Annotated in this window: 11 protein-coding genes; 2 read left to right on the forward strand and 9 right to left on the reverse strand. The window is 36.0% G+C overall.

The window, feature by feature from the left end:
• Window positions 1-58: 58 nt before the first annotated feature.
• From FEE95_RS02450 to FEE95_RS02475, 6 genes are all read right to left on the reverse strand, one after another.
• Window positions 59-2,377 (reverse strand): TonB-dependent receptor, encoded by a 2,319-nt coding sequence (locus tag FEE95_RS02450; RefSeq protein ID WP_138656241.1) that lies wholly within the window; start codon window positions 2,375-2,377, stop codon window positions 59-61.
• 85 nt (window positions 2,378-2,462) lie between these two features.
• Window positions 2,463-3,713 (reverse strand): serine hydrolase domain-containing protein, encoded by a 1,251-nt coding sequence (locus FEE95_RS02455; RefSeq protein WP_138656242.1) that lies wholly within the window; start codon window positions 3,711-3,713, stop codon window positions 2,463-2,465.
• An 18-nt stretch (window positions 3,714-3,731) separates the two neighbouring features.
• The gene (locus tag FEE95_RS02460) at window positions 3,732-4,388 is read right to left on the reverse strand and encodes a GIN domain-containing protein (RefSeq protein WP_138656243.1); all 657 of its coding nucleotides are present in this window, start codon (window positions 4,386-4,388) and stop codon (window positions 3,732-3,734) included.
• A 241-nt stretch (window positions 4,389-4,629) separates the two neighbouring features.
• A complete protein-coding gene (locus FEE95_RS02465) occupies window positions 4,630-6,519 on the reverse strand; it encodes an AraC family transcriptional regulator (RefSeq protein WP_138656244.1) in 1,890 nt (629 codons plus the stop codon).
• Window positions 6,520-6,650: 131 nt separating this feature from the next.
• Window positions 6,651-8,048 (reverse strand): serine hydrolase domain-containing protein, encoded by a 1,398-nt coding sequence (locus FEE95_RS02470; protein WP_138656245.1) that lies wholly within the window; start codon window positions 8,046-8,048, stop codon window positions 6,651-6,653.
• Window positions 8,045-9,037, reverse strand: coding sequence for a hypothetical protein (locus FEE95_RS02475; protein ID WP_138656246.1), 993 nt, complete (start codon window positions 9,035-9,037; stop codon window positions 8,045-8,047). The genes FEE95_RS02470 and FEE95_RS02475 overlap by 4 nt, the downstream gene beginning before the upstream one ends.
• Window positions 9,038-9,264: 227 nt before the next feature.
• On the opposite strand from FEE95_RS02475, the gene FEE95_RS02480 reads away from it, so the two are divergent.
• A complete protein-coding gene (locus FEE95_RS02480; protein WP_138656247.1) occupies window positions 9,265-10,341 on the forward strand; it encodes a sensor histidine kinase in 1,077 nt (358 codons plus the stop codon).
• A complete protein-coding gene (locus FEE95_RS02485) occupies window positions 10,338-11,045 on the forward strand; it encodes a LytR/AlgR family response regulator transcription factor (protein ID WP_138656248.1) in 708 nt (235 codons plus the stop codon). Before FEE95_RS02480 ends, FEE95_RS02485 begins: the two co-directional genes overlap by 4 nt.
• Here FEE95_RS02485 and FEE95_RS02490 read toward each other — a convergent pair whose 3' ends face one another.
• From FEE95_RS02490 to FEE95_RS22075, 3 genes are all read right to left on the reverse strand, one after another.
• Window positions 11,046-12,533 carry a S41 family peptidase gene (locus tag FEE95_RS02490; RefSeq protein WP_138656249.1) on the reverse strand — a complete coding sequence of 496 codons (1,488 nt, stop codon included), beginning with the start codon at window positions 12,531-12,533 and terminating at the stop codon, window positions 11,046-11,048.
• Window positions 12,534-12,621: 88 nt separating this feature from the next.
• Window positions 12,622-13,155, reverse strand: a complete 534-nt coding sequence (locus FEE95_RS02495) for a hypothetical protein (protein WP_138656250.1) — start codon at window positions 13,153-13,155, stop codon at window positions 12,622-12,624.
• A 29-nt stretch (window positions 13,156-13,184) separates the two neighbouring features.
• A complete protein-coding gene (locus FEE95_RS22075; RefSeq protein ID WP_171036963.1) occupies window positions 13,185-13,358 on the reverse strand; it encodes a hypothetical protein in 174 nt (57 codons plus the stop codon).
• Between the last annotated feature and the right edge of the window lie 32 nt (window positions 13,359-13,390).

A 13,390-nucleotide genomic window follows, 5' to 3' on the forward strand; every position in this document is an offset into this window, starting at 1 on the left:
AGTTATCATGCTAACTCAAAAGAACCGTCAAGCATATAGCAAGGCGGTTTTTTTATGCTCAAAATTCAAGTCGATAATTCAGGAATGGAATTAACTCTAATTGGAAGCTAGTTTCCAATTGGCCCGTATTTGAATTGAAGAACGCATTGTCCACATTCAAACGATTTGTAGCATTCTGAATATCCAGGGCAATGCGATGTGCCGCTTTTGGCTTATTTAGACGATAATAGATACTAGCATCTATTCTAAAATAGGAATCAAGCTCAATCGTATTTCGCAAATTTTCATCGAGGATAATTTCTCCAGTTTGATCAAAGATTTCTTGATTTATAGGCGTAGCACGTTTTCCTCCATTGAAAAGTGTTTTGGCCGCTAAACCCAATGTGTTGTTTTGTTTCTTACCGACTGTAAATTCCTTTCCTCCCACTAAATTAAACGTATAGTTGTAATTATAGGCACTGTCATACCAATTACCATCAACAGCTCTATACTGTGTATCGTAAAGTGAGGTTGTTGCTAGAAAGTAATACTGACGCGAGAAGAATTTTTCAAAGGTGAGCTCTAGTCCGTAATTTTTACCTTTTCCTGAATCTATCAATGCCTCATCTAAAAACCTTCCATTGAGATAGGACCCGGTCAAACTTGGGTCGTTGACAATCGCTACCTTATTTAAGTTTTGATAATACACCTCCACTTTAAGGTGACCGTTTTTGATGATACGCCAATCATGACCTAAGATATAATGCGTTGCTTGCATCAAATCCAGCTCTGTATTGGGCGTATTATTTTCAATTCTTATGAAATATTGATTGAGCGGCATTCTTCGGGAATGAATACCAAGACCCGCGCTTAAGGTGTGCTTTGTGCCAACCTTCCATTCAAAACCCAAGCGAGGCTCAATCGCAATATCTTTATTCACTGAGAAATATGTTCCATGAAGTCCAAAGGTTGTTGAAAAATCAGTATTAAAACGATGTTTTGCTTGAATGTATGCTTGCGCCATATTTCCATTACCATCTTCCCTTACAATATACCTTGTTTGACCATTTTCAGTTTCCGTCGTTAGTACATTATAATTCAAAAAGCTTCCTATGGCTCCGGTGTTTAAAGTAGTTCTAGCATTTATCTTTTTCGTGTAATCCAAACTAACTCGAAGGGCACTATTCCTTAAAATATCACTATCTCCAAAAGTATCACCGGTCACTGAATTCTGTTCTTCAAATACAAAATCACTAGCATTTCCCGAATAGGATATTCGACCTTCAAACTTATCATTATTTTTAAGGAAATGAGTAAGTGTCAAACCCGTCATATAGGTTTTTGATTTGAAAATCTCCTCGCTCGAAAAATCACCATTTACTTCGGGATCTTCATCTTCATCACTGATTCCTCCTATTCCCCAAATAGATAGATTTGTTTTTTCCCCTAAAGGAAGATTTAATTTCATTGAAACATCCTGGTATGTCGGTGTACTTCCTGGGGTTACATCTGTAATTTGATTGAGCAGAGCGATTGTAGAATACCGGTAATTAATCAAATAGGATCCTTTGTAGTTTTTGCTAAACGGACCTTCAGCGGTTAAATCTGTTCCCAGAACTCCAAATTGAAAGGCGTATTCACCCTTTTCATTGTTTCCATTTCTTAAGTTGATATCGAATACCCCAGAAAGTGCGTTTCCGTAGGTTGCTGGAAAAGCTCCTGTAAAGAAATCTGATTTCCCAAGCATATTACTACTTATCAAACTCACATTACCTGGGGAGTACCCTTCTTCAGAAAAATGATTCGGCTCAGGAACTTCAATTCCCTCGATACGCCAAAGCAATTGATTTGGGGCATTACCACGAATAATAATTTCATTACTTGTATCGTCAGAATTCGTAACGCCAGCAAAGGACAAAGCCATACGGCCTGGGTCACTAACGCTTGCCGGAAAACGTTTTGTTTCCTCCACACTAAATGAACGAGCACTAACCGTGGCTAATTTATTATTCGGATTAATATTATCCGTCGGAGCAACCAAAACAACTTCATCAAGCTGATTTAGCGCTTCAGTCAGGTTGATTGTTAGTTCTACTTCCTTAGCTGAGCCAATCAAGATTTCAGAAATCACAAAATCTTCGTAGCCTAAATAGGTAAACTGAAATGATGCTCGCCCTACGGGAATATCCTCTAAACGAAAATACCCATCCTCATCAGTTATTGCACCTCTCGCCGGATTGGTATTCAAAACAATCACATTAGCTCCCAAAAGGGGTGCCCCTGTTTCGGCGTCGACTATTTTGCCTTTTACGGTTTGGGTTAAGGTTTGGGCAAAGGAAAATGAAAAGATAAAAAAGAAGAATAAAGCAGTAAGTAAACTCTTTTGGTGGTTTAGCATTTAGAAATCAGTTTTTAGTATTATACTTTAAAAATGGTGGTTATCTAAAAGACAGTATGATTTGACGAAAGTTGCATCATTCATACTACTGAACTATTAGTGCTTCATTTACCAAATTCTGGAACTTCTCTCGTAAACCGAGTTGGCGGTATGGCGATATTTGCATCATCATGATATAGATTAAATCGTTTTTAGGGTCTATCCTGAAATAAGTTCCTACAGCTCCACCCCAACCATAAACGCCTCTTTCTCCATTTGGCTTATAGGCTGCCACTGAAAACCCAAGACCAAAACCTGTTTCTCGCGGCATCAAGCGCAAAGGTTCTTTTTGGTGTTTTCGCACATCGCTCAAATGGTCTTTGGTCATTAATTGAAGTGTTTCCGGTTTTACAATTTCAGCTCCTTCAAAGGTTCCCATATTTCGCAACATTTGGCAAAATTTGATATAATCAGGTGTTGTTGACACCAAGCCTCCACCGCCCAAAAACAAAGTGACATTTTGCGTGAATCTGCTTTCGTGTGGTGCTTCGGATACGAATAAATTTCCATCTTCATCTGCTCCATAACCCACTGTAAATCTCTCGAGTTTTGCCTTTGGAAGTTGAAAATGGGTATCGACCATTTGCAATGGAACGAAAATATTTTCACTTAAATAGGTATCTAATGACTGGTTGGAAAGCACTTCAATTAAATACCCGATAACATCTGTTGAATATCCATAACCCCAATTGGTACCTGGTTCAAAGTATAGCGGCAATTCACATAACTTTCCGATAAACGTTTTCAAGTCTTTCGAATTCGTTAATCGCGCGTTTGCATATAGTTGGTTAATGTAGTCATTTTCACCTCTACCGTAACCAATGCCAGAAGTGTGTCTTAACAAGTCAATAATTTTAATTGGGTTTTTAGCTTTTTTCAAACCGCCTTGTTCTGAATGCATCTTCATGCTTTCGAACTCCGGAATAAACTTATGAATTGGGTCATCCAATTTAAATTTTCCCATTTCATAAAGCTGCATGAGGGCTATAGAAACAATAGGCTTAGTCATTGAAAAAATCCTATAGATACTATTCATTTTTAGCTTCTCTTTGTTCTGCAGGTTCGAAAATCCATAGGTATCCAGATGAGCAAGTTTTCCTTTTCTTAGGATCGCGGTTTGAATACCTGCCAGCTGACCTGAGTCAACCACATCATGTAGTTGAGTATTGAGCTCTTCCAACTGATTACTAGATAAACCTACTGTTTCAGGTACGATGGTAGAGAAATCGCTTTGGGCTGAAAGTATCATCCCGAAAAAGAAAGAAACACAGCTAATAAATATTTTTTTGTAATTCATGTATTAAATGTAGGGGAACTAATTTGAATCTACCACTTGGCCAGAACCAGTATTTGAAATGTCTATAGCAGGAGAACCTCTATAAAAAATACTTCCGCTACCTGTATTTGACCCACTCAATGCATCCGTACAATTGATTTCACAATCTCCCGATCCTAAATTGGCAATTGAACAGTCCGCGACGGTAAAACCAAATCCTTTATAGTTTCCAGAACCTGAATTCTTAATAGAAAGGGTGTTGCCAGAACCGTTCATGGTTATGTTACCACTGCCTTCATTATCGATGGTGAAAGCTGGCAAGTCCTCAAATCCTGAGACGGTAATATTTCCTGAACCGGTATTTTCAATTCCTTCAACATTCGGAACACCTATGACCACATTTACCGTAATATCAATATAATTTCCATCGGCTAACACTACCTTTAAAACTCCGCCTTCTACAACCGTTTTTACTTCACTAATAATATTATCATCCGCAGACACTTGAACTTCCTGTGAAGTATTTTCCGATACTACAACGTCGATTGAAGTAGAATTTTCAATTTTCGTAAAACTGGCCACCTCACGACTTTGGGATATGATGTTTCCCGAACCGCGAAAATCATCAGTATCAGAACAAGCACATAAAATAACGAGTATGAGTAAAAAACCTATTGTTAAGACTACTTTTTTCATATTGCATTTTTTCAACTACCAAACTAGTAACTTAGGGAATAATAAAAGTCCCATAAGAAGTATTGGGACTTTTTCAAGAACAAATTCTTCAGTGAAGCTATATCTTGATTACGAGTAAACAAGCTGTTAAAATCCTAATAGTTAGAGCAGACCAAAATTCATTTCTTACTAGAGCAATAAAGTTTAGGGCGAACGTTTATATGGAGTCTTAAAAAATCAAAAAAGTATCAATTAGATAATTTCAGGAAGCATGTTTAATTTTATATTCCCTGGGGGAAATACCCGTCTCTTTCTTAAAAGCCCTGTAGAAGCTACTTTTAGAATTGAAACCGCAGGTATAGGCTATACCTACCAAAGAATATTTTTCGTACCCCTCTAATCTCAACTTCTCTTTTACAGCTTCTACTCTAAAGTGATTCATATAATCGTAAAAGGAGCTAGATAAAGAATGATTCAAGAGTGCAGATAGTTTTTTGTCAGAAGTATTTATGAGTTCGGCCAACCCACTCAAAGTAAGTTCTTGGTTTAAATAGGGTTTTTCATTTTTGATAACATCTTTCAAGGTTTCGAATAGTACTTTAGCCTCGTCTTTCTGAAGATACTCTACTGTACTTCTATTTTTTAGCTTAGAATTATAATGCTTTTTTTTAAGATAAATTATACCGCCGCCCAACAGCAATAATATCAAAACAAGCCAAATCCAAAAATAATTAGTATTTGATGTAAGAACTTCTCTATCAACACTTAAATCTTGTTTATTTTCTTCTTCATTTTTTCTAAGTGTTTCAACCACCAATTGTTTAGTAATAGCAAATATCTCCTTAGTACTATTCAAATCAACGTTTATCGCTTCCAGTTCCTTTTTGGCTTGTAACGCCAAATCATATTTCTCCTGCTCTTCATAAACTCGAACCAAATTTTCATAAGATAAAGCCAATTCCCTTTTTAAACCAGAATTCTTGTTTACCATCACTGACTTCAATGCGTATTTTTCTGCATTTTCAAAATCCTTCATTCCGAAATAGGAGCTTGAGAAGGCATAGTATATCTCATCTTCATAGGCTTCGTCATCTATAGCCGCAAATGCTCTCTGGGCGTCTTGAAAATAGTTGAAGGCTAAGTCATATTTTTCTCTTTTTAGTGCCACTAAACCCAATCCGTGCAAAGGATCGCCTACGGTCTTTATTCCTGTTTCTTTTTTGTAATCCAGTGATTTATTAAAATAATTTTCGGCCTCATCAGGCCTGTTTAATTCCAACATTAATTCACCAATATTGGCATAAATAGCACTTAGCCGATTAATGTTTTCACTCTTTTCGTAAAACTCCTTAACTAAATTAAAATAATGAATCGCTTCTTCATATAATTCCGCGCGTTCTAAAAGGTAACCGATGTGGTGCTCAGTAAGGGCAACTGCACTAAATTCTCCTTTCTCAAAAAATGTTTTTCTCGCCTCAAAAAAGAGTTCTAGTGCTTCACTGGGTTTACCTATATTATTTATGGCAATGCCTTTATTTAGAATAGCTCCCGCACAGTATAATTCTTTTTGTCTACAAAGCGCCAAGGCTTCTTCTAACAATTCTAGTGCTTTGTTATACTTTCCTTGGCCTAAATAACTGCTTGCTATGTTTGCCTTTACTTCATAAATCAATTTCGGGTTACTGATTTTTTCAGAAATATTTAGAGAAAGTCTATAATTATCCCTTGATGCTTCAAAATTTCCGAGAATAAAAAAATAACGTCCTAAACTATTATATCCCTCGGCAAGATTGATAGAATCCTTAGCGGACTCACTTAAGACAATAGACTGTTTAAAAAAATCGATGGAGTCGTCCATTTCTCCAAGAATCAAAGCCGAAGAACCTCGATAACGTAATAATTCTGCTTTAGCTTTGAAATCATTCAATTCCTCAGCCAGTAAAAGGCCTTCAGAAGTAAATTCCAGGACTTGACGAGCTGAAGAATTAGCACTCTCCTCACAGAATTGCAGGATAGCAGCTAACTTTTTAGATCCCACAGTAGTAGAAATTCTACTTGCAAGACTATCCAAAGATTTCTTTTCATTCGTTTCCTGAGCAAAAACCTGGAGCGCGAAAAAGCAAATTAGTAGAATATGAATTTTTAAATGCAATTGAAATTGTTGTTTAGATAAAAATATTAAAAATGAGAATTACTATATCTGCTTAGGTCACAAGATATAACACTAAATCAATTTTTGTTAATCAATTGGCAAGCAGGCTCTTTTAAATTGGTCATTTCAACTCATTTAATTTTTCGCAACTTCATTATCTCACCATACTGAATATAGTTTGCCTCTATAATTTCATTTTTTGCATTGAATTCAAAGGTATGCCATCCGTCAAATTCTTTGAAAAAAAAGGTGTTTTCATTCTGCGCATGCAATTGCAAGGGTGGTATTCTTTTTCCAGTACTGATTAACTTGTCACCTTTTAGTTTAATTTTAATTTCTCGTCCGGATTCGAAGACAAAAGTACCTTCATATCGCTTTAATACTTGCTTCGGCAACAGTATCTCCTTTTTCTGTGGCAAACCCAGTAAAAAACGCTCCAATTGGTCATGAAAATCAATAAACGCTTTGCCTCCACTCGAGGTCAACATGATCAAACCTAAATCTTGATCTGGATAGAAATCATAAAAACTGGCGTACCCGTCTAAATCTCCCCCATGCCCTAGGGCTAAGATATTCTTTTTTCCTCCTTTTCTGGATTCAAACATTCCAAAGCCATAAGAAAGTGCGCCGCTTACCTTTTCTTTTTGGAAGGTCAAAAGCAAAGGAGAAATTGCTCCCGTAGCTTGATGAATCTTGTAGTCTTGCATTTGTGCCTCCATAATTCTGATCAAATCTTCGCCAGACGAGAATATCCCCCCCGAAGCCTTTGTAGTTCCCGTTACCCAAGGTCGTAATTCAATCTCTCTCTTGTGGGTAGCATACGGTATTGCCAACAAATTGAGAGGAATATTTTTTTCAACCACGGTTGTATTTTCCAATCCATGGGGTTGATTCACATACTCTTGTAACAGTGTAGCGTAAGGTTTCCCGCTAACCTTTTCCATAATATGGCCTAATAGCGCATAACCAAAGTTGGAATACGAAAATCGTTTTTCAGCTTTGGTATTAACCTTCATATTGGTCAAATCCTTCAGTAATAACACTTTTGTATAAGGTTTTTTCTGAGGTGTGCCATTTGGTGAGGGAGGTAACGATTTTCCATCATGTGGGAAACCTGCTCTGTGATGCAAAAGATCTTTAATAGTAATTCTATTTAATTTCATAAGAACTTCAGAGGAAACATCTTCTTTGAGGTATTTCGAAATGGGTGCCTTTAATTCAAGTAAACCTTGTTCAAGAAGGGTGTTGGCAATAATTGCTGTAAACGTTTTGCTGATTGAGGCTATTTGGAAAACACTTTTCTCCGAAATTGGCAGTCCATTTTTTCGCTTTGTGTTACCCCTTTTAATATATGTTACCTTTCCATTTTCTACGATAGCCACTATTATAGCGGGTATATTGTTCTTTTTTACATAGTCATCTATTCGAACCGTAATTGAATCTATGTTTGTAGTCTGTATACGTTCCGATTCTTGAGATTGAAGATGAGTCCAAAATAAAAATATTGTCAGTATCAAAATATGTTTCATGCTTGTTTTTTTAGTTTGATTTTTTGTGTTCTCGTAGCCCCATTTACCTCTACCACAAGAAGATAATTTCCTGTTTTCTCCACATGCTCGTTCAATAGACCTTCGTATATATTTTCTTGCAGTTTAGAATTGACGATATTCTTAAAAAGCGAACCATCTGGTCTGAGCAGTGCAATGCGAACTTGAGTATTTTTAATATTGGTCAACCCTAAAGTAACGCCATGCCTATCATGATTAATTGATAAGACGGTACCTTTAGGTAATTTTCCCGAAGACTCAGACTTACGATACTTTTTATAGGCAATTTGCTCTCCAAATAAAAAAGGAAATACTTCACGCAACCAGCTACTCTGAACATGAATACGCTGTATCATAAATTGTCCATCGATTGCAGTATGCAACAAATAAGACCCTGGTTTAACTGAATTCGGGTTCCATGAGAAATCATAAGTGCCTTTTTCCAAGTAGTTATCGACGAGTGTTCGAATTGACTCACCCTCCTCGGTCACTATTTCCAATTTTGCATTTACAGGGGTTTCTTTTACATGTAGTGTAACCCCAGTATTCCCCTTTGGATTATTATCAAGGGTACACCACACACCATTCGGAAGTTTCCCGTGTATGGGTACGATACTCTCCCAGCCTGGATCTCTTTCAACCTCATAAGCGCTTGGATGAACACAATTGCGAATCGTGTCATATCTAGAATTTCCTTCTTTGGTAATTTTAAAAATCAAAAGCCCTGATTCGTTTTTCCTTTTCGAGGATTTTTTTTTTGAATTTATGGACCCACTAGGGTTTGAAGCACATCCGAAGTACAGCCATTTAATGTAATCGTCATCCTTGTTTTTAAAATATTCATAATAGGGGTGTGCCTTGTTGAAGCTATTGGACTCTAGTTCTATATCGACCGTGAGGCCATCTGACTGCCCATAAAAATTGACTGCTACCAATAGCAAGGCGATACTTGAAATAATGTTTGTTTTCATATCTGTTATTTTTTAGATTCGGCACTAAGCTATCCGTATTATCTTTTTGGTTTTCAAAAAAACGACCAAGCTATAGTTTCCATAGGCTATTTATCACGTTTTAGTCCATAGACTTTATTCGACCTTAAAATGCTTTCATTAAGGGTTGTTATAACACCTATTCGTCTACAATTCCGAATAAACAGCCTCAAAGTTGTTATTTTAGGAGTGTTATATTATTTCGAAAAATGCTGGATAGAATTTTGAAAAATCGGGTACTGACCCATATTCTGTTTTGGGTTGTCATACTCATACTCCAATCTCAAGTGTTTCTGTATACAGGATATACCCTAAAAGTAATTTCGGTATATACCCTTGCTATTTTACCATCTATTTTAATAGCGGCTTACCTTCTTGTTTACTACCAACTGCCAAAATATGCATACAAGAAGAGATACCTTAAGTTCATAGGGTCGGTTTTGTTGAGTATGTATTTCTTGACCGTATTGGCCCGATTACTTACGGTATTCGTTGCTGAACCTATTATTGGAGTTGTTGAGGACACCTCTACCATTAATATGCTCTTACTCGTATTATTTAGTCTTGATAGACTAGCGCGTAACTATTTACTTCCTATTTATATCGCTCCTACAATTATGGCTAGTATTAAATTGTTGAAACAAAGAAGTGAAGAAAGAAGAAGATTGGATGAATTGGAAAAGGAAAAAACAACGGCCGAACTAAACTTCTTAAAAGCCCAAATACATCCTCACTTTTTGTTAAATACCTTAAACAATATTTACGCCCTTACCCTTAAAAATTCTGATAAGTCGTCTGAGTCAGTTTTGAAATTATCCGAAATGCTAACTTATGTGCTATATCGATGTAATGAAAAATATGTTTCGCTAAAAGACGAAGTACGGCTTTTGGATAACTATATAGCATTAGAAAAATTAAGGTACGGACCGGACTTAAAAATTACATTTGATAAAGATATCAATGACACCCATATTCAAATTGCTCCACTTATCTTATTATCAATTGTTGAAAATGCTTTCAAACATGGTATCAGTAGTGCTTTAAATGAACCGACCGTCAATATGAGTTTAAAGGCAACAAAAGATATATTAACTTTCGTTGTTTTTAACACCAAAAGTCCAGATTCACAAGAAGATTTGACCAATTACACCAAGGGTATTGGAAGTTCAAACATTAAAAAACAGCTCGACCTAATCTACCCGGACAACTATGAATTAAAGGTAGAAGAAACAGATATAACCTATGAAGTACACTTGGAAATCAATTTAATTACCATCTTGTCATGACTACTAAGTGTATTATCGTTGATGACGAACCTTTAGGAATAGAAGTTATTGAAAACTATCTCATTCAGTTGGATGGTTATGAAATCAAGGCACGTTGTAAGAATGCTATTGAAGCGTTTTCCATATTGGAAAAGCATGAAATCGATTTGATGTTCCTTGATATTCAAATGCCCAAACTTACAGGTATTGAATTTTTGAAATCTTTGAAACACCCTCCACAAGTTATTTTGACCACAGCCTATATCGATTATGCCGTAGAAAGCTATGAACTTGATATTTTAGATTATTTGGTCAAGCCAATTTCATTTGAGCGATTTCTAAAATCAATCACCAAATACGCCAAGCAAAATAGTGGGAGCCAACAAACAATATCAGCTACGACCACTATTAAAAATGTACAAGACTACATCTATGTAAGGGCTGATAAAAAAAAATACAAAATTCTATTTGCTAACATTCTTTATATTGAAAGTGTTAAGGATTATGTGAAGATTCACTTAATCAATAAACGGTTGATGGTCAAAACAACCTTGATTGATTTTGAACAGCAATTGCCCTCGGAATCATTTTTAAGAATTCATCGGTCTTATGTGGTCAACTTAAACCATATTACGGCACATACCTTGAAGGATGTGGAAATAGGTGAAATAGAAATACCTATAGGGGTGAGTTATAAACAAAGTGTGTTTGAAAAGCTTAGATGACTATTGTCTAATTAATGCTAGAGTGTAGTCTAAAACGCTATCTTTCTTATCAATTTCCTGCTGAACCGTATTTCGCAACCGATGATCAGGAATGACCCCATGACCATCATTTTTATAGGAAACGTCAGTAGTGTAATTAACCAGACAAATTAGTATACGGTTTTTTGAATGGGGCAACGTCATGAATGTTTGAATGCCACTGATATTAGTGACAGGGTTACCGCCAGTTTCTTCACCTAAAAAAATAGCATCTTTTCTGTGCTCTTTTAAGATTCCACTCACCTCACCTGTTGCAGAAAATGACCAACCATCAATCAAGACATACAAATTGCCAGTGAAAAGGTTCTCCGAAGGTGGTTGTGGTTTCTCCTCATAACCAAGTTGGCTTTTCATTGGATATACGTCGTCAACTTTTTCATTAAGAAAATTCTTTTTGAATTCCGTTCTTGATAAAATATCAAATTCATAGTACTCCGGATTTGGCAATGTCCTGATTTTGGCAAAAACCTCTTTATACAAATGAAAAGGCTTCTTTACAAGATGTTTCAATAACTCTAATTGGGGTTTAACATCCCCGCCTTGATTTCCACGTAAATCTAAAATTAGATTAGCGGCACCTCTATTTTTTACTTCTTTAAATGAACTTTTTATAAATTTACTAAAACGTTCACCCTTCTTGCTCTTAAGACCATTACTAAATTGGGTAACTTTGAGATATGCGATGTCATCGTTTAAAAATTCAAAATACAACGGTTTAGGTTCTCTTCGCCACCAAGGCACAAATTCAGTATCGTAACGCTCATTTAACCTTTTTTTGAATGTTGATTCGTGTATACCGTCTACTTCAATAACTAAATTATCACCTTCTGGACTTATTATTTCTAACTCGTATTTCCTAGCATCTCCAAAAAAGTGGGTGTATAGTAACCGGAATTCTTCCTCTACAATTTCACGAGGCCTTGTTTTGTTGTACCCATCTTTAAACCAACGGTCAACCATATAATCAAAAACCTCAATTGCAGACTTGCCATTTATGGACTTCAAGATTGATCCTTCCACTATGTCAGGTTGGTCAGAGACGTTGCTCAAAATATAAAGCTGGTCATCATAAAAATAGAGGTCTAAGGGTAATAAATTTGCGCTTGTCACAACAAAATCTTCCCATTTTGATGACGGGACTATAATAGTATGCCCGTTCCTAATTAAGTTGGAAAGTGGAGCTATTAAACGAAAAAAATCTATACTGCTCATATCGTCAACAATATCTTTCTTTACTTCTTCGAAGAAAGCGTCCATTTCTTTTTTTGACGTGTAATTATACAAACTTGGTTGGGCTGTTTCCAGATTTCTTTTTAGATTCTCCAAATCTTGGAGCAAGCGATTTTTTTCAATTAGTGGTGCTGCAATATTTATTTCACTTTGAGAAAATGAAGCATTGCTAATCACAAATAAAATAAATACTAATGGATACAATCGATTTAAATTCATACTGATATTTAGTTATAAAATTTTAATACTTTCAAAATATTACTTTGATAGAAATCAAAGGTTCCGTAGAAATTCGTGGTTTTTTCACTTAAAGTTCTTCAGGAATATCTTCTGACTTTTTTATGCGCCATGTATCATCATAAATAGAGCTATAAATGATTTCGTAGTCAAATTCGTTTCTTTCAAGTTTGCGCAAAAACTTCTCAGTTTTAATATATCTGTCACCAGATCCGCCAAATTTAATGGCCATGCGCTCAGCGCCAGCCGGTATGGCCAAGCCCGCATCAATACTTGCGCTAGCCAAAACGGCGACACTATCAGTTTGAAAAATATCGGTTCGAAGGAAATCAGCAAAATCCATCTCATAGGTCTTCCCTTTGTAAAATATTTTTATCTCTTCTATGATTGCAGGTCCAACCCCATAGTTATTTAAAGTCAAGGTAATGAAGTCCTCATCTGGGTTATAGCCGGTTTCCATGATCAAATAGGGCATAACGGATAAGCGACTTTGTTTTTCAATAATGCTGGTTTGCCTTGCAAAAACAATTAAGGTAAATAAACTAATGAAGATTGCCGTTAGCGTGACTATTCTATCTGGAGTCCAAAATTTATTCCTTGCCATAAAAAATATGATCTATTTTCACAAAGGTTTTAGGAGGCTTTGTTCTTATTATATCCATAAATTATCAAAAATGCCCCTGATATGGATCCAAGCATCCCAACCAATGTGCTTCCACTTATCATCAATCCGATACCCGCTATGGTTGCACAGATTCCTAAGGTGAGCATAAAAGCCTCAACATTTCTCTTATTTTTATCTTTCATCAAGTATGGTTTATTAATTAAATACCGCGTTC

Source organism: Maribacter algarum (ex Zhang et al. 2020), from assembly GCF_005885635.1.
GTDB lineage: Bacteria > Bacteroidota > Bacteroidia > Flavobacteriales > Flavobacteriaceae > Maribacter_C > Maribacter_C algarum.